General features: G+C 38.6%; 18 protein-coding genes. 8 read left to right on the top strand and 10 right to left on the bottom strand.

The window, feature by feature from the left end; translation table 11 throughout:
• Nucleotides 1-214: 214 nt before the first annotated feature.
• Together IM793_RS20590 and IM793_RS20585 are read left to right on the top strand one after the other, a co-directional pair.
• Entirely contained in the window at nt 215-1549 is a 1335-nt protein-coding gene (locus tag IM793_RS20590; RefSeq protein WP_193424625.1) for a putative sensor domain DACNV-containing protein, read from the top strand.
• A 36-nt stretch (nt 1550-1585) separates the two neighbouring features.
• Nucleotides 1586-2800: an ATP-binding protein gene (locus IM793_RS20585; protein ID WP_193424623.1), complete on the top strand. Its 1215-nt coding sequence runs from the start codon at nt 1586-1588 to the stop codon at nt 2798-2800.
• 134 nt (nt 2801-2934) lie between these two features.
• Here the strand turns inward: IM793_RS20585 and rlmB are convergent, their stop codons facing one another.
• A complete protein-coding gene (gene rlmB, locus IM793_RS20580; RefSeq protein WP_132399762.1) occupies nt 2935-3702 on the bottom strand; it encodes a 23S rRNA (guanosine(2251)-2'-O)-methyltransferase RlmB in 768 nt (255 codons plus the stop codon).
• A 200-nt stretch (nt 3703-3902) separates the two neighbouring features.
• Between rlmB and dnaB the strand changes: the two genes are divergently transcribed.
• Nucleotides 3903-5465: a replicative DNA helicase gene (gene dnaB / locus IM793_RS20575; RefSeq protein ID WP_193424621.1), complete on the top strand. Its 1563-nt coding sequence runs from the start codon at nt 3903-3905 to the stop codon at nt 5463-5465.
• A 488-nt stretch (nt 5466-5953) separates the two neighbouring features.
• On the opposite strand, the gene chrA is transcribed toward dnaB, so the two are convergent.
• Together chrA and IM793_RS20565 are read right to left on the bottom strand one after the other, a co-directional pair.
• On the bottom strand, nt 5954-7171 hold the full coding sequence (chrA, locus tag IM793_RS20570) for a chromate efflux transporter (RefSeq protein ID WP_132399759.1): 1218 nt from the start codon (nt 7169-7171) through the stop codon (nt 5954-5956).
• 36 nt (nt 7172-7207) lie between these two features.
• Entirely contained in the window at nt 7208-7543 is a 336-nt protein-coding gene (locus IM793_RS20565) for a tetratricopeptide repeat protein (protein ID WP_193424619.1), read from the bottom strand.
• A gap of 131 nt (nt 7544-7674) precedes the next feature.
• Here IM793_RS20565 and IM793_RS20560 point away from each other — a divergent pair, with 131 nt between their 5' ends.
• From IM793_RS20560 to IM793_RS20540, 5 genes are all read left to right on the top strand, one after another.
• Complete coding sequence (locus IM793_RS20560; protein WP_193424617.1) at nt 7675-8412, top strand: electron transfer flavoprotein subunit beta/FixA family protein; 738 nt, start codon at nt 7675-7677, stop codon at nt 8410-8412.
• A gap of 102 nt (nt 8413-8514) precedes the next feature.
• Nucleotides 8515-9483 carry an electron transfer flavoprotein subunit alpha/FixB family protein gene (locus IM793_RS20555; RefSeq protein WP_193424614.1) on the top strand — a complete coding sequence of 323 codons (969 nt, stop codon included), beginning with the start codon at nt 8515-8517 and terminating at the stop codon, nt 9481-9483.
• 51 nt (nt 9484-9534) lie between these two features.
• Nucleotides 9535-10149 (top strand): bifunctional nuclease family protein, encoded by a 615-nt coding sequence (locus tag IM793_RS20550; RefSeq protein WP_121287882.1) that lies wholly within the window; start codon nt 9535-9537, stop codon nt 10147-10149.
• A 187-nt stretch (nt 10150-10336) separates the two neighbouring features.
• Nucleotides 10337-11716 (top strand): nucleoside permease, encoded by a 1380-nt coding sequence (locus IM793_RS20545; protein ID WP_193424612.1) that lies wholly within the window; start codon nt 10337-10339, stop codon nt 11714-11716.
• Nucleotides 11717-11728: 12 nt separating this feature from the next.
• On the top strand, nt 11729-12850 hold the full coding sequence (locus IM793_RS20540) for a DUF3667 domain-containing protein (RefSeq protein ID WP_193424610.1): 1122 nt from the start codon (nt 11729-11731) through the stop codon (nt 12848-12850).
• A gap of 202 nt (nt 12851-13052) precedes the next feature.
• Here IM793_RS20540 and IM793_RS20535 read toward each other — a convergent pair whose 3' ends face one another.
• The 7 genes from IM793_RS20535 to IM793_RS20505 form a co-directional block, all read right to left on the bottom strand.
• Entirely contained in the window at nt 13053-14342 is a 1290-nt protein-coding gene (locus tag IM793_RS20535; RefSeq protein ID WP_025144812.1) for a citrate synthase, read from the bottom strand.
• Between the two features lie 133 nt (nt 14343-14475).
• Nucleotides 14476-15006: a DUF3347 domain-containing protein gene (locus tag IM793_RS20530; RefSeq protein ID WP_193424608.1), complete on the bottom strand. Its 531-nt coding sequence runs from the start codon at nt 15004-15006 to the stop codon at nt 14476-14478.
• Between the two features lie 96 nt (nt 15007-15102).
• Nucleotides 15103-15654 carry a hypothetical protein gene (locus IM793_RS20525; protein ID WP_193424606.1) on the bottom strand — a complete coding sequence of 184 codons (552 nt, stop codon included), beginning with the start codon at nt 15652-15654 and terminating at the stop codon, nt 15103-15105.
• A gap of 144 nt (nt 15655-15798) precedes the next feature.
• Nucleotides 15799-16323, bottom strand: coding sequence for a hypothetical protein (locus IM793_RS20520; RefSeq protein WP_193424604.1), 525 nt, complete (start codon nt 16321-16323; stop codon nt 15799-15801).
• Between the two features lie 117 nt (nt 16324-16440).
• The gene (gene miaA, locus IM793_RS20515; protein WP_193424601.1) at nt 16441-17370 is read right to left on the bottom strand and encodes a tRNA (adenosine(37)-N6)-dimethylallyltransferase MiaA; all 930 of its coding nucleotides are present in this window, start codon (nt 17368-17370) and stop codon (nt 16441-16443) included.
• Nucleotides 17370-18152 carry a hypothetical protein gene (locus tag IM793_RS20510; RefSeq protein WP_193424599.1) on the bottom strand — a complete coding sequence of 261 codons (783 nt, stop codon included), beginning with the start codon at nt 18150-18152 and terminating at the stop codon, nt 17370-17372. The genes miaA and IM793_RS20510 overlap by 1 nt, the downstream gene beginning before the upstream one ends.
• A 53-nt stretch (nt 18153-18205) precedes the next feature.
• Nucleotides 18206-18568: a hypothetical protein gene (locus IM793_RS20505; RefSeq protein ID WP_193424597.1), complete on the bottom strand. Its 363-nt coding sequence runs from the start codon at nt 18566-18568 to the stop codon at nt 18206-18208.
• Nucleotides 18569-18589 lie beyond the last annotated feature (21 nt).

Here is an 18589-nt window from a genome sequence, read left to right as displayed (position 1 = left end):
AATAAATTATCCCTCAAACTGATAACCGCGGTGCTTAACTTAATCACATTGAGAAGTTAAGAGTTTAACCAAAGATGAGCACAGATAGACACGGATTTTAATATCTGTGTGCATCCTTCCTATCTGTGGTTAATTATTTTTTTTTAAAAACACAATACATCCATATGCTGTTATAAACCGTATATAAAATCAAAATAACAAGTGCGATCTAGCAATGATTGAGGAAAAATCAAAAACAACGGACCTTGCAGCGCACATCCATGCCAAGCTGAAGCATAGCAGATTGGCGCTGGCTACTCCCCCATTAATTGTTCTTGAAGAACTTTTCGAGTGCCTTTTCTACACTTCGATGAGAACCGAAGAGGGCGAGCTGACAAAGGTGGCCGTTACGCTGATCGATCCTGCAAATCCTGATCCCAATCCACCACGGCAGATCGTTTCAGAAAGATGGAGCTGTGTAGAATTCGCCCAGCACATCCCTCTTGATATCAGATCTTTAACCAAGCTTTCTAAGGCAGCCGACCCGTCTGGAACTTCGCTGGCAGTCTATTATGATCAGGATGGAAAACTTTTTATCTGGGGAATGATCGACCAGGCGATGCACTACCAGAGTTTTCTGAACTACGAATCTGAATCGGGATCAGAGCAGCCCGGGCTGTTCCAGGTATTTATAGATGATATTGCCACACTTAAGGTGATGTTCGACTATGAACTGCTGGCTACCTTAAAACAAAATGTACTGGTGACCCGGTACCTGGATGTATTCACCATTGGACCTGTATCCAAGATTATCAGGAAAAATGCCGGCGCAATCCGGGCAGAGATCAAGGCCTTCCTGCTTGCCTCACACCCGCGGGAAGATTTTGCAGACTGGGAAGAATTTGTAGATAGTATCTGGACCCAGACACTTTCCAGATTGTTGCTTAAAATTCAAAACTACCATCATGGCGGAGCGGTGCTGATCTCGGAAGATAGTAGCGCCGTCGACATTAAATATGCACTGAACTATAAAAGGTTGCTACTTGCCATTAGCGGTTACCTTAAACAGACCATAAACAGTTATGTGACGGAACATATGATCGACCAGCGGCTGGCTTCAGGCAAGCAAACGGTTACCAGATCGCTATACCAGCAGGAAACACTCGCCCTACTTGCAAAAACAGAAGTAGCAAACGAGATTAAGGGCTCGGTGAGCTTCATCGCTTCGCAAAGCTGCGTAGACGGCGTAGTTTTATTTGGACAGGACATGGTGGCACGGGGTTTTGGTGGGGTAATCCGATCGAAAAAGATGCCAGGGAAGATCTATATATCTTCTACTGCCACCGCAACCCCTAAATCATTGATCCCCATAGATCCCAAACATTTTGGTACCCGGCACCGCTCAATGATCGCCCACTGCTGGTCGCACCCCGGCAGCCTTGGTATAGTCATTTCCCAGGATGGGGATATCCGCGTATTTTCCAGAATCGAGGACAAGCTGATCATGTGGGAAAACATCAAAACCCAGCAGTACCAAACGAGCGGAAAGCTCAAGGCAACCAGGAACTGACCATAAAGAAAAATTTAACGCTACATTTACCAAGATTTGAACAATACACCAAACCTCCCCGATTACGAAAAACAGCGTCTGCAAGCCTTAGATTCCTACCAGATTATGGATAGCCTGCCTGAAGAGGATTTCGATGAGCTCACCAAAATGGCTTCCCAGATTTGTGGAACACCCATCGCACTGATTACCCTGGTAGACAGCTCGCGACAGTGGTTTAAAAGTAAGCTGGGCATTGATGTCCAACAAACCCCCAGAGAACATGCTTTTTGCGCACATACCATTACTGATCCATCTGGAATACTGATAGTGAGCAACGCAAGGGAAGACCAACGATTTGCAGAAAACCCGCTTGTTACAGATGACCCAAATATTGCCTTCTATGCAGGGATTTCACTGCAGACCCCAGAAGGGATGCAACTAGGTTCGCTATGCGTGATCGATACTGTACCACGAACACTAGATGAACAACAGCTATGGTCGCTGAAGGTACTGGGTAAACAGGTAATTGCCCACATGGAACTGAGAAAGAAATTGCTATTGCTCAGCGAGGCGAACAGGCATCTTACTGAGACCAATCAATTTATGCAACAGTTTGCTACAGCTGCAGCCCACGACATCAAAAACCCGTTAAGTACCATTTCTATGAGTGCAGAGCTTTTGACCCGTCACCTGCACTTAAGTGGTGACCAAAAAGGACACAGGTTGGCATCGACCAGCCTAAATGGTGCAAAAGCCCTCGCGAAACTGATTAACGACATGCTCGACTATTCCATCAGACCAGAAATTCTGACGGCGCAACGCGAACCCATCGAACTTGGCGGCTTCCTTCGTAAAACGGTATCTATGCTCAGCATTCCAGAAAATGTAAAGATCAGCTACCCGGAAGCAAAGATTGAGATCAGCACTTCAGCAATCGCACTCCAGCAGATCATGATCAACCTATTGACCAACTCGGTGCGGTATAACGACAAACAGACTTGCCTGATCCAAATCGGTTGTGTAATTAAAGACGACCTGGCATACATTACCGTTTGCGATAATGGTATGGGCATCAGAAAAGAAGAACTGGAACGTATCTTTCAAAGAAACGTTACCCTAAACACCGCTGACCGCTTCGCCCAGAGCGGAACCGGAATTGGCCTTGCAACGGTAAAACTTTTGGTTGAGAAACTTGGTGGACAAATCAGCGTCCAGTCTACCCCTGGCACAGGCAGCGCCTTTACCTTTACGATCAGATCAAAAAAAAGCTAGCGCTCACAACAATTTGAAAATTGTTATAAAATAAAAAAGGGGCTGTATTATAGATTCACTTAGAATTTTTCACGTTAACCATTCTATATCCATGATACAGCCTATCTTTCTAAGTTATTAATTGCACCAATCCCTTAAACAGTTCTCTGTCTAACAGCTTCGTATAAAATTACCCCTGCAGCTACCGAAACATTTAGCGATTCGATTTTTCCCGCCATTGGTATTTTAGCTAAATGATCAGCTACCCTTAAAAGATCATTAGAAATTCCTTCATCTTCAGAGCCCATTACAATTGCTGTAGGCATGGTATAATCTGGTGCGTAAATAAAATCGCTGGTTTTTTCGGTGCAGGCTACTATCTGCAGACCACTTTCTTGTAAAAACAAGCAGGTTTTGTGCAGGTTGGCATGGCGACAAATCGGAATGCTGAATAATGCACCTGCAGAGGTTTTAATAGCATCGGCATTAATTTGTGCCGCATTTTTTAATGGAACAATTATAGCGTGGACACCTACGCAAGCAGCCGTACGTGCTATTGCACCCATATTGCGGACATCAGTTACGCTATCTAAAACTAAAATTAATGGAACTTCGCCTTTTTCGAAAACGGTTGGAATGATGTCTTCAATATTTTGATAAGTAATTGGAGAAATTACAGCAATCACACCCTGATGGTTTTTCTGCGACATGCGGTTCAGCTTCTCAATTGGAACTGAATTTAAAGGAATCAAAGTATCTTTTAACAGGGCTTTTAATTCTAGAAAAAGTTCCCCGCCCAAACCGCGTTGCTGGTAAATGGTTTCAATGTCTCTTCCTGCTTTAACGGCTTCTATCACAGCTCTGATGCCGAATACAAACTCATTATTCTCTTTTGCGCGTTGCGGTCTTCTAAAATTATCCATGTTTTGAAATTGTTAGGCAAAAGTATTCAAATAAAATGTTTTAGCCTTAAACAATGTGTTCCTTATTAACATTTAATTGTTTAAAAATTTTTATGACATCATAAATGCAATAAAATTCAATCTGATTATGCTTCAATTTGTTAACAAAGAGCTAGTAACTAATTCAAACAACACCATCAAAAATTGATTACTTTTGTGGAATGAGTATCGATAACGAACAAGGCGGAAAGAACAGTATGACTGCTAGAAAAAGCAGGTTAAGTAATACCATAAGTTCACAGGGGAAAATTCCCCCTCAGGCCTTAGACCTTGAGGAAGCAGTTCTTGGGGCGTTAATGCTCGAAAAAGATGCACTTTCTGCTGTAATTGATGTTTTAAAACCAGAGGTTTTCTATAACATTGCCCACCAGAAAATTTTTGAAGCGATTCATATTCTATTTCAGAAATCGCGACCAGTTGATATTTTAACAGTAACGGCAGAACTGCGAACATTAGGCTCTTTAGAAATGGTTGGTGGCGCCTACTACATTACCAACTTAACCAATAGAGTTGCTTCAGCAGCTAATATTGAGTTTCACGCACGTATTATTTCTCAGAAATATATTCAGCGTGAACTGATCAGAATCTCAACTGAAATCATTACAAATGCCTATGAAGATACGACTGATATTTTCGATCTCTTAGATCAGGCAGAAAAAGGCCTTTTTGAAATCGCCCAGAATAACCTGCGTAGAGATACACAGAAAATGGACGATATCATCAAACAATCTCTGGCTACACTTGAGGAACTCCGCACCAAAACCGATGGTTTAACCGGTGTGCCAACGGGTTTTACCGGCTTAGACAGAATTACCGGTGGCTGGCAAAAACAGGATTTGGTAATTATCGCTGCACGTCCGGCGATGGGGAAAACGGCCTTCGTACTAACCTGTGCGAGAAACGCCACCGTCGATTTTGCAAAACCAACCGTAGTATTCTCACTCGAGATGTCGTCGGTGCAGCTGGTGAATCGTTTAATTTCAGGAGAAGCAGAAATTGAGCAGGAAAAAATCAGAAAAGGAAATTTACAGGAATGGGAATGGCAACAGCTGCACAGTAAAATTGGCCGCTTAACCGAAGCTCCCCTGTTAATTGATGATACCCCGGCACTGAATATTTTTGAATTCAGGGCAAAATGCCGAAGGTTAAAATCACAATACGATATCCAATTGGTAATTGTCGATTACTTGCAGTTAATGCATGGTAAAGGCGAAGGAAAAGGCGGTGGTAACCGTGAGCAGGAAATTGGTAGTATTTCGAGAGCGCTAAAATCAGTTGCTAAAGAACTAGATGTACCGGTACTGGCCCTATCACAATTAAGTCGTGCGGTAGAGAGCAGACCAGGTTTACAAGGAAAACGGCCAATGTTATCCGATTTACGTGAATCGGGTTCAATTGAGCAGGATGCGGACATGGTATTATTCTTGTACCGCCCTGAATATTATGGTATTACCGAAGATGAGCAAGGAAGATCGCAGGCGGGTATTGGTGAAGTTATTATTGCAAAGCACCGTAACGGTGAAACCGGAATTGTACCACTTAAATTCATTGGTAAGTTTGTGAAGTTCGTGGATCTGGAAGATGATTTTAATGCTCCACCAAATTCATTTGCCGCAGATCCGTCTGCTGGAATGTACCCGTCTCAGGATTTCGAAAAGCAAAGCAATGTCATTATCCGTCCTTCAAAAATGGATGATTATAATGATGATGATCCACCGTTTTAGTAAATCCCACACAACCTAAAATGCTCCAAAATCTTCATGTCATACATATGATTTTTGTGAGATAATTACTCCTCTTGGGAGATGGACTTCAATAGAATGATCGTCATTCCCGCGCAGGCGGGAATCTTAATCTTTAGGCTTAAAGCATTAAGATTCCCAATCAAGTTGGGAATGACGACCCCACGAAATATATTAATTCATTTAAATCCCCCCTGTCATTCATGTTCTTTTTTATGCAATAAGCTACATAAGCATAACAACAAGTATTTCAGCTGCAATAAAAGGCCAAACTATGGGCACTGGCACGAAAAACTGGCCTAGCAGCAGGGAACCAACCAATCTAAACCCGATAAAACGAATGCTCCCGATTCTTCATCGGAGCAGCAGTGATAGCGGGACTACATTACCCTACATTGCACTGTAATTGCTTTCCAGGTTCTAACTCCTTTTCTATTAGCCAGACCGCAATCTGTTAGTTAGTATGGCATTTAAAATAAATATCCAACCAGGATTCCAGCCAGTACAATTAATGGCGGACTTATCTTAGTGAAATTAAGCAACAGAAATGTAGCGGCCATAATCCCTAAAAATAGCCAGTTAAAACCCATTGGTATTAAAAGCAACACAAAAGCAGCAATAATAAAACCAACACTAACGGCATTGATTCCGGAAAGGCTATGACGGATTCTGGAGATCTTTTTTAAATCATCCCAGAAGGGTACAATAAATAAAACAAGGATAAGTCCAGGTAAGTTAATACCGATCACCCCAATTAATCCTCCTAAAATCTGTCCCCATAATCCGTATCCAAAATTCTTCATGCTTAATGCACCTAAATAACTGGTAAAAGAAAATGTTGGACCAGGTAAAGCTTGTTGTAATGCAAAGCCCGATAAAAATCCAGATGAAGGCAAATAATGTTTCATCTCTACAAACTCGGTAAACATTAAAGGCACAAGTACCTGTCCGCCGCCAAAAACCAATATTCCGTTACGGTAAAAGTTTTCGAGCAAACGAATCGGTAAACTAAAAGGCGAGGTTCTGTTTATAATTGCACCTACTAATGCAAACAAAAGCAAAGCACCTAAAAAGTAGATTAGTTTCCTGGGATTGATATTTGAAAAAAGTTTAACCCTTAACTCGGTTTCCTCTTTTGGCGTTTCGATAGCAGAAGAAATCATTCCTCCGATCAATATTGACAATGGAAATACATAGGCGTTTCTTAAAACTAGTGTGGCAATAACCGAAGCAATGGCCAGAAATATAGAAACCTGGGAGGATAAAACCTTTTTGCCCAGTTTCCAGGCTCCATAAGCTACAATACCCAATGCAATTGGCTGGATGTATTCTAAAATGTCGTTAAACTTTTGTTTTTGATCGAGCAAAGCATAACTAATTGCTGCAAACGTCATGATGGTTGCAGTAGGCAGTATCCAGATCAGGAAAGTGATGATGGCCAGTTTAAGTTTTCCAACCTTCCAGGCTATCCCAACAAGGGTTTGCGTAGATGCTGGTCCGGGGAGTACCTGTGCCAGTGCATTTAATTCTAAAAGTTCTTCCTCTGAGATAAATTTGGTGCTCTGAACAAAATATTTAAGCAATAAAGCCAGGTGCGCCTGTGCGCCTCCAAAAGAAGTAAATGTAAAAAAAATTACATTACGGATAAACAGCCACTGCTTTTTGGCAGCGATGGGTTTGGTTTGCATTAGCTCAAAACTAAAAGCCCCTTTAGGGGTTTGGGGTTAATCGTCTTCATAATCTAATCCGGCGGCTATATTGTATGCGCCCTGTAATTCTGAAAAGGCATGCATATCTCTTTTATTTCGGGCCACTTGCATCCCCTTCTGATAAATTTCGATTGCTTTCTCTTTTTGGTCATCTTTTTCCAATAACTTACCTAAATGATAGTATGTACCTACATAATCAGGATGTTTATCAGTTAACTGAAGGTAAAAAGAAAAGGCTTTTTCTTTATCATTTTGAGCGTTATACTCTGTGGCTAAGGCATATAGTATAAACGGATCATTCGGATCGCTTTCTAAAAATTCTAATAACTTGCTTAAACGGGTGGATGACATTTTATTTCCTTGCTTTTTTAATTAAATTTGCAGAAAGACCTTATATAATAATGATATCATATATGAACCGATCAGCAGCTAAACAATTTTAGTTCCAGAACGTTCATAGCAATAAAAACCACTATTAACATATGAAAATATTAGTTTGTATCAGTAACGTGCCAGACACGACGACAAAAATAACTTTTACTAATGATAATACCGAATTCAATACGGCGGGAGTGCAATATATTGTTAATCCATACGATGAAATCGCTTTATCACGTGCAATTGAGTTAACCGAAGGTGGAAAAGGAACCGTAACTGCGATCAATGTTGGCGAAGCAGCTAACGATCCAACCATCAGGAAAGCACTGGCCATTGGTGCCGATGATGCCATTAGGGTAAATGCAGCTCCCAGAGACGCTTATTTCGTGGCTAAACAGATTGCAGAATATGCAAAGGACAAAGATTTTGATCTGATTTTAACAGGTCGCGAATCTATCGATTATAACGGTAATCAGGTTGCTGCTATGGTTGGCGAATTTTTAGACATCCCTTCAATATCAATTATTAAAAAATTAACTCTTGATGGCGATACAGCAACAATTGAAAGAGAGATTGAAGGTGGTAAAGAAGTTTTGACCGTTTCTGGTAAGTTTATTGCAAGTTGCGCTGAAGGTGTGGCAGAACCTAAAATTCCGACTATGCGTGGTATCATGAGTGCCAGAACTAAACCGTTGAATGTAGTAGATGCTGTTGCAACTGAAGAAGTAGCCAAATTAACCAGGTATGAAACTCCTGCCCCTCGTGGAACGGTAAAATTAATTCCTGCCGATCAAACAGAATCGTTAATTAGCTTACTCCACAGCGAAGCTAAAGTAATCTAACCACTAAGTCAGTTAGCAACTTCCGGTTACCTGGTATTGCAGCGTTAATAAATAATAATTAATTATAAAAAATAGCCCCTTTAGGGGATTAAGGGTAAATATATGTCAGTATTAGTATATGTAGAACAAGCTGAGGGAAAATTTAAGAAATCTGTTTTTGAAGCCGTTTCTTATGCCAAAGCCATTGCCGATCAACAATCAACTCATTTAACCGCAATTTCTATTGGCGACGTAGCCGAAGGTGAATTAAAGGAATTAGGTAAATATGGTGCATCAAAAGTATTAAATGTAAATGCTGATCAATTAAAAACCTTTGTAAATCAAGCTTATGCAAGCGTTATTGCTGCTGCAGCAGAAAAAGAAGGTGCCGATATTATCGTTTTATCTAACTCTTTCTCTGGCAAAGGTTTGGCGCCACGTATTGCAGTAAAACTTAAAGCAGGTTTAGCTGATGGTGCAGTAGAATTACCAAGTACTGATGGTAAATTCTCGGTTAAGAAAACAGCTTTCTCAGGTAAAGCATTCGCCATTACCGAATTAACATCGGCTAATAAAGTAATCGCTTTAAATCCAAATGCATTTGGTGTTAAAGAAAATGCTACAGATGCGGTAATAGAAGCGTTCAGTGCAGATGTTAAACAATCAGATTTAGGAACTGTTATTAAAGAGATTGTGAGGGCAACCGATAAGGTTTCACTACCTGATGCAGAATTAGTGGTTTCGGCTGGCAGAGGTTTAAAAGGACCAGAAAACTGGGGAATGATTGAAGAATTAGCTGGCTTGCTGGGCGCTGCTACTGCATGTTCTAAACCGGTATCGGATGCAGACTGGAGGCCACACTCAGAACACGTTGGTCAAACCGGGATTGCGATTAGCCCTAACCTTTATATCGCTATTGGTATCTCTGGCGCGATCCAGCATTTGGCGGGTGTTAGTTCATCAAAAGTGATTGTTGTAATCAACAAAGATCCGGAAGCTCCTTTCTTCAAAGTGGCTGATTATGGTATTGTTGGTGATGCTTTTGAGGTTGTACCAAAATTAATTGAAGCATTAAAAGCACATAAAGGATAATATCTTATAGACCTTATAGGTTTTAATAACCTATAAGGTCTTACCATAAATATGAAAAAAGTTAAATTAGATATTGTAGGTTTATCTTACAGCCAGACTCAATCTGGTGCTTATGCCCTTGTTTTAGGAGAAGTAAATGGACGCCGCCGCTTACCAATTATTATTGGTGCATTCGAAGCGCAGGCCATTGCCATAGAAATTGAGAAAATGACTCCTAGTAGGCCATTAACACATGATTTATTCAAATCAATGGCTGATACTTTTCATATTAATATTAAGGAAATTATTATCTACAATCTGGTTGATGGTGTTTTTTATGCAAAGTTAATTTGTAGCGATGGTAAAAACACACATGAAGTTGACGCCAGAACATCTGATGCTATTGCTTTAGCCGTTCGGTTTAATGCCATGATTTACACTTACGAATTTATTTTGGCTTCTGCCGGAATCGTGATAGAAGGTAATGACTTTCTTTTTCTTGAAAATATGGATTCAATTGCTAAAGAACCAGAAGCCGATAGCATGCCAACCTCAACCCAGCAACAGGGCTTTGGCGATTTTACGTTAGAAGAACTTCAACAAAAATTACAGGAAGCAATTGCCGAAGAAGCCTATGAAAAGGCCGCAAGATTAAGAGATGAATTGAATAAACGCGGAACATCTTAGTTTTGGTGGATCTAAAACGTTTATTCACTCAAAATTTGTCGGAATCTTTTTCTCAATTACCCTCCATAAAAGCTAAATTCTAAAATGAGCCAGATTATTTTAAATAATTTAGGTTCATTTTGGATTATCATTCAAAATAGTTCTATATTCAGCTTTTACTTTCAATCATTCAAACTAAATTATTATTATGAATGTTAAGTTTCGCTTAACTATAATGAGTTTCATGCAATTCTTTGTATGGGCTGCCTGGTTAATTACAATTGCAAATTATTGGTTTGGAACCAAACAATGGGACGGCGCAGATTTTGGAATCATTTTTTCTACCATGGGCATCGCCTCGCTGTTTATGCCTACCCTAACCGGTATTTTAGCCGATAAATGGATTAACGCAGAAAAACTTTATGCGATTTTGCATCTTCTTTACGCAGCAACCATGTTTTACCTGCCGCAGGTGAATGATCCGCACACTTTTTTTTGGGTAATATTGGTAGCCATGTGTTTTTACATGCCAACCATAGCGCTGAGCAATTCGATAAGTTACACCACCTTAAAAAATGGAAATTTCGATGTAATAAAAGACTTTCCGCCCATCAGGGTTTGGGGTACCATTGGTTTTATTGCAGCCATGTGGATTACCAATTTAACGGGTAATAAGGCAAGTGCCAACCAGTTCTACATTGCAGGTATAAGTGCCTTATTGTTGGGCGTATACTCTTTCACGTTACCTGCTTGTAAACCTTTAAACTTAATCAGCGATAAGAAGACATTTACACAGAAACTCGGGCTCGAATCTTTTAAGCTTTTTACCGATTACAAAATGGCTTTGTTTTTTATCTTCTCTATGTTTTTAGGAGCTGCATTGCAACTTACAAATGCTTATGGTGATGTTTTTCTGGATGAATTTAAATTATTCCCTGTTTTTGCAGAGTCATTTGTGATAAAATATTCTACCATCATTTTATCGATCTCGCAGGTATCAGAAACACTATTTATCCTGGCTATCCCTTTCTTTTTGAAAAGATTTGGTATTAAATGGGTAATTGCAATTGCCATGTTTGCCTGGGTACTGCGTTTTGGTTTATTTGCCTATGGCGATCCTTCAACCAATCTCTGGATGATCATTACTTCATGTATCGTTTACGGAATGGCATTCGATTTCTTTAACATATCAGGATCACTGTTTGTAGAAACATCAACTGCGCCAAAAATCCGTTCTTCTGCACAGGGCTTATTTATGATGATGACCAATGGCTTTGGTGCCGTGTTTGGCAGTTTGGTTTCAGGCTGGATGATTAGCCGCTTTTTTACCACTTACTACCATACCATCGGTTCGCTTTCCAAATATGTAAAAAGTGAGCAAGACAATGTACACTTGCTTAAATTTCTCAAAAATAAAGGAATTGATGTATTGCCTAACGGAGATCTGAGCAGAGCCCTTGATGTAAAGGACTGGCATAACATCTGGTTGACTTTTACCATTTACGTCCTGGTTATTGCAGTCGTTTTTGTGGTGATATTTAAACATAAACATACCCGGGCAGAAGTAGAAGCCATTAACCATTTATAATTTCAATTATCCATGTCAGCAGGTAAGTACAGAAAAGAACACAATTGCCTAAACTGTGGTTCGCACGTTGAAAGCCATTATTGCAGTAATTGCGGCCAGCCTAATTTAGAATTAAAAGAAAGTTTCTGGGGCTTTATAAGCCATAGTATTGCCCATTATTTCCACTTCGACAATAAGTTTTTCCAGACATTAACTCCACTACTAACGAAACCCGGTCAAGTTACACTTGATTATTTAGCTGGTAAAAGAGCGAGATACATCAATCCGGTAAGTATGTATATTTTTGTATCAATCGTTTACTTCTTAGTGGCGTATTCTCCTGAGCATAGCACTAATAACGATGAGCATATCGATACAAAGACAAGAGTTCAGCAAAAGGCCACTTTAGATACTGTTAACAGTAAACTCGAAAAAGCAGGTATTTTAGGAAAAGCTCCGGGTATTGCAAACAAAGTTAAAGCAGAAATTAAAGAAGATTTAGACAGAAGTACTTTTAAAACCTTAGGCTTTAAAGAACAAGCGATTGTTTTAGTTGATTTGAAGAAACAACAAAAAGCCAATAAATCAGATTCTCTGGAAAAAGTTATTAAAAGATTTAGTACCATTCATAATGATAGAAATGACTCAACCTATGATGCTTACCTATCGAGACAAAACACATTGCCTTTAATTGAAAGAGACAATTGGTTTAAACGAATGGCTACAAAACGCTCTATATCAATTGGCCAAAAATCTGAAGTTATACAGGAAACTTTAGAGCACAACAGGCCGAAACAATATTTTTTGCTGATGCCTTTACTTGCGCTGTTTATTATGTGGAACTTCAGGAAAAATCACATTTACTATCTTGATCACCTGATATTTACGATACATGGAATGACAGCCTACTTCATTGTGTCGATTTTCACAAAACCATTTATGAAGTACATATTCGGCGAAGATTCTATCATATCCAATCTAATTGGGCTTGCTATTATCGTATGGATTTGCTGGTATATGTTTAATGCATTAAAAATATTCTATCAGCGTAAAAAAGTAATTGGCAAAATGATAATGATATTTATTCTTTACGCTATTGCGTTTAAATTAACTGAAATGCTCATGTTGAATCTAATTTATTACGTGGCTACTTAAATTACGTTGTCATTTCGACCACGCTTCGTTAAAAAAGTGCCGTCATCTCGACTGGAACGCAGTGGAATGGAGAGATCTATCTCTGCAGATCTCTCGACTACGTTACACTTCGCTCGAGATGACGGTTAGTGGATAAAAAATCTATCCCCATAAAAAAAACACTTGAGATACTCAAGTGGTTTTTTTATGGGGTTTTATAGAATTATTTCCGGTCTTTAAGCTCAACAAATTCTCTATCGGTTTCGCCAACGTAAATCTGACGAGGGCGACCAATCGGTTCCTTATTCTCGTGCATTTCTTTCCATTGAGCAATCCATCCTGGTAAACGGCCTAAAGCAAATAGAACGGTAAACATTTCAGATGGAAAGCCTAGTGCGCGGTAAATAATACCTGAATAGAAATCTACATTCGGATATAACTTACGGTCGATGAAGTATTGATCAGTTAAAGCTGCTTCTTCCAGCTTTTTAGCAATTTCTAAAATCGGATCATCAATACCTAAATTTTCTAAGATATCATCACAAGCTTTTTTAATGATTTTAGCTCTTGGATCGAAGTTTTTATAAACACGGTGACCAAAGCCCATCATACGGAACGGATCATTTTTATCTTTCGCTTTTGCAATCCATTTCTCTGTATCACCACCATCAGCTTTAATCAATTCTAACATATCAATCACAGCCTGGTTAGCACCACCATGTAATGGTCCCCAAAGCGCAGCAATACCGGCAGCAATTGAAGCATATAAATTACAATCAGAAGAACCTACAATACGAACAGTCGATGCTGAACAGTTTTGCTCGTGATCTGCATGCAGAATAAGCAATTTATTCATCGCATTAACAACAATCGGATTTACATCATAATCTTCAGTACGTTGCCCGAATGTCATCCAAAGGAAATTGGTTACATAATCGTATTTATTTTTTGGATAAATAAGCGGATGACCTAATGATTTTTTATAAACAAAAGAAACAATGGTTGGAAATTTGGCCAAAAGTTTGATAATGGTTAAATCTTGTTCTTCTGCGGTCTGATTTGGTTTCAAACATTCGGGATAGAATGTAGATAATGAGAAGATTAACGAACCCAATTGACCCATTGGATGAGATCTTGATGGATAACCATCAAAGAATTTCTTCATGTCCTCATGAATCAGGGTATGCTTGCTGATATCAGCCTGTAAATCTTCCAGTTGTTTTTGTGTTGGAAGATCTCCGTAAATGATCAGATAAATCACTTCTAAAAAACTCGACTTTGCCGCAAGCTCTTCAATAGAATATCCCCTATATTTTAAAATGCCTTTTTCACCATCTAAAAAAGTGATTTTACTTTTTGTAGAACCAGTATTTTTAAAACCAGTATCTAAAGTTACGAAGCCCGTTAGATCTCTTAATTTCGAAATATCAATGGCCTTTTCATCTTCTGTTCCTGTAATTACTGGCAATTCTATTGTCTTACCATCAACTTTTATCTCTGCAATATCTGACATATTATTGTATTATGTTTATAGCTTTCTAAATTATATAAAATTAATATACATGCATAACAAATCTGTTAAATTAATATGAATAATTAGTCAAAATGAAGTAACAATCATGCTTAATTAAACCTGTTTTAGCACCTTATTTTGCTTTAATCTCTTCGGCAACTCTACCACATTCTAACATTTCGTCACCATAATAAGGATTTTTAATTTCCTTTTCAGTTGATAACCAATCACCTCCGTCTCCTTTATTCGCCATAGGGCAATGCTGAACATATATCGTGCCTTTTTCTATTTCTGCATTTTTAAGTAAAGCGATTAAATCAGCACTTAAAACCGTGAAATCTTTTCTTTGCGAAACGAGATTGTTGCTTGCAGCGATTTTGCCTGCAACAGCTGCAGTAGGCTCGCAACCTTTATAGGCGGCCAAACTCGTTTGTAACTTTGCCGCAGTTTTTTGTGTAGTGGCAGAATCTGATTTTACCAGTGCATTTTTTAAATCTACATACTGGTTAAAGATTTCAGATTTCTGCTTGTCTTTTATAGAAACCTCATTTTTAACCGATACTGAATCCGTTTTTATTGAATCTTTAGTTTCTGTAGATTTTTTTTCTGCCTGGTTGCAGGCCATTAGAATGGTAAGTACGGCTATTCCGAATATTCTTTTCATGGTATTTGGTTTTCGGCTCAAAATAGCAATTTAAATGGTAAATAAATAAAAAAGTCCCGACTTTCGTCGGGACTCTAAAATTATATGATGTTTGAATTATAATTTAAAATTATAGGCCAGCCTCAGGTTAAATTGTCCTGTTTTCATGAAGTAAAGATCCGAAGCGCTGTTGTTTACATAACCTTCATATTTTACACCAAGATCAAGGCCGTTTTTCCATTCGTAACCTAAACCACCGGTATAAATAAAGTTCATGTTAGCCCCATCTTTAATGGCCAGACCTGAACCAAGTTCCGTAGCCAGGTACATCCTTTCAATTGGGAACACCCTAACACCACCCATTACCGGAATGAATTCGAATTTTAAAGGGCTACCTTTCCATTTCAAACGGGTATAACCGCCAGAAGCTGTAACGGCTACATACGGGCTTAAATCATACTGAAGTTTTACGTCTGCCCCATAACCATAATCCATTTCCGAACGATCTGGAAATAATCCGGCATTTACACCTACGCCAATTTTGAAAGCCATACCGCTTCCGGTGGTCATTGGCTCGGTGGAACCCATAGTTTGTGCTTTCAAATTAGATGTGGTTAAAATGGCAAGAGCCGTTAAAGTCGTTGCAAAAAGTTTAGTAGTAGTTTTCATTTTAAGATATTTTAAGTTATTAATTAAGGGTTTAGGTTATATACGTTAAAATATCAATGCTGGATTTTCATGTTTTTCAGAATGTTATGAAATAAAAAAGCCCCAACTAAAGTCGGGGCTTTCCAATATTATTTAGCGGGATGATTATAAGTTAAATCCGTAAGCTAAACGTAGGCCAACATAACCAGTGCTGCTACCATCTCTAGCTAAACCTTCATATTTAAGGCCTAAATCTAAACCGTTACTCCATGCATAACCAACAGCTGGTGAATATACAAATGATGTACCGCTACCTTCGTTAGTACCGAAACCAGCACCTAACTCTGCAAGGCCATAAGCACCAGCACCTGAATCATTAAAGAAATATTTAACGCCAGCTTTTACAGGGATATAGCCAAAGTCTACACCATCATAAGTTACATTTCCTACAGTGAAGTCTTTCGCCAGGAAACGGGTATAACCAGCAGTTACAGGGATTGATAATTGTTTATCAATATCAAACTGATAACGTAAATCTGCACCAAGTGCTACATTATATCCATCACTGGTAGGTATACCACCGATAATTCCTATTCCTAATTTTGGAGAAGATTGCGCATTAGCATTTGTAGTAAAGAATAAAGCCACGACAGCTGCTGAGGTAGCAATAATTTTAGTAATTGTTTTCATTTCAATATTATTGTTTTTGAGTTAAACTAATATGCATCAACAAATACAAAGGCTGTGCCAAAACGGCTTTTTCGCTGTTTTTAATGGATAAAGCAACGTTAAAATGACCAATAATCTTTAATTGAGCTTTACTGAAACTTTTTCCAGAATTTGCTGTTGTAAAAGGTTTGCAGGTCCTGATGCATCCAGCCAGATAATCTCCACATTGTCCTTTTCCATTTTCCTGAAAAAAGTATTTTGTCTTTTGGCGTATTGACAAATGGCAATGCCAAGTCTCAGCTTTAGCTCATCAAAAGTGAATAAGCCATCCAGGTAATTCACAATGAATTTATATTCCAATCCATAGAAAACCAGCATTTCTTTACTAATGCCTTCCTTAAGCAATTGCTCTACCTCTTCAATTAAGCCTGCTTTAAATCTTTGGTCAAGCCTTGCCAGGATTTTGGCACGTGTTATTTCCACTTCATTTTTTAATCCAAAAATAATGGGTTTAACTTCGGGCCGCTCTACAACTTCCAGTGTGTGATATTTTAAATAATCTGCTACTTCTAATGCGCGGATTAATCTCTTTTTAGAGGATAGATCAACATGATTGGTGTCCTGGCTTTTATCATTTTGCAATTTTAAAATCAATTCCTCTTTCGATAATAAATTTAGTTGATCTCTAAATTGTTGATTTACCGGAATAGCGGTAAAAGTTTGATTTTGCAAAAGGCTGTGGATATACATTCCTGTTCCGCCACAAAGGATAGGTATTTTGTTTTTTTGTTTTATCGATTCAAAAGCCTGATAGAAGTCGTTTTTAAAGGCGTCTACATGATAACGTTCTCCAGGTGCTAAAATATCAATTAAATGATAAGGGATTTTTTTTTCGTTAATATGATATTCTTGCAGGTCTTTCCCCGTGCCAATATCCATTCGTTTAAATACCTGGCGGCTATCAGCACTAATAATTTCTCCATTTAAAACATCCGCTATGCTTACGGCCAGTTTAGTTTTGCCAGATGCCGTGGCCCCTAAAATAATGATGAGATTGTGCTGATCCATTAAAACTGGAGAATAAACTTTAAACTTCCTGTATTAAACACTTCTTGTGCAAAAACCTCCTGGTCTTTTTTAAGCAGACGATTTAGATTTCCATCTAATCCATAAATCTGAGGTTCCAAAACAGCGGTTTGCCTGAAACCCAATTTGATATAAGCCTCCCCTGCCGACCAGTCCCGATCTGCGTAAGTCATCAGATCATTTGGGTGATATGTTGCAGCGAAAAAGGAAATCAATTTACTTAATCCGCCGGTGATGGAATAACCCGCTTTAACGGCAAACCTGATCAGTTCTGCAGATTTATAATTTTCGGTATGATTCATTTTGCGCAGTGCAGAAAAGGTAGCTACAGCCACAAGTTCATCTTTTTCAAATAAACCAATTTTATAACGGCTACTTACCGATCCCTGTAAATGGTTTTCTGTTAAAAAAGAATCAGCAACGGGTTTAGTAATTTTGCATACTTTGGTTTTCCTGCCATGAATGCGGATATTTTCACCAATCAGGGATTTTATTCTCGCTAAAACCTGGTCTGGTTTTGATAGCCAAAGGTCTTCCCATAAGTGAATAAGTTTAGTACCTTCCTGATGATATCTTTCCTGAAGCTTAATGAGCGCCTGAGAATTGAACTTATTATTTAAACTGACGAGGTTAATGATCAGTTGATCATCAATCCGTAATAACTGAAACCCATCTTCTAAATAAAAAAAGCAGCCAATTTTGTGATGAGCAAGTGCCAGACTAAATTGATGATGCCAGTTATCCTGGGAAATTAAATTATTCAATCAGCAGAATTTATTCGAAAAAATTATCTGCTGCAAATTTAGCCATCAAATTATTAAATCCATCCTTTTTCTTTAAAGTTCGTATGGATAATTTCTATTAAAGTTTCTACTTCCTTTAATTTAGCATCATCCAACTGGGTAATTTTTAAAACCGCAGTATCGTTTCCTAAATCGCTCAGGTTTTGGTTTTCGGTAGAAAAATCTGTTGTATTGATTTTAACCTCCACTTGATTTCCGTTGATATAAACACCTGCAAAAAAACGTTCGGTTACTTTTTCACCGTTTAATTCTATATTCTTTTCACTATAAAGATCGTATCCACTTTCGGAGTTTTCATGAACGGTATAACCAAGGGTTGCGTATGGCTGTACCCCTGCCCTAATGGTTTGAAAAATTTCTACAAGATCAGTTTTCATAATGCAATTTGTTTTAGAAAT

The organism is Pedobacter sp. MR2016-19 (genome assembly GCF_014947265.1).
Taxonomy (GTDB): domain Bacteria; phylum Bacteroidota; class Bacteroidia; order Sphingobacteriales; family Sphingobacteriaceae; genus Pedobacter.
This window is presented reverse-complemented; position numbering and strand designations above follow the sequence as displayed.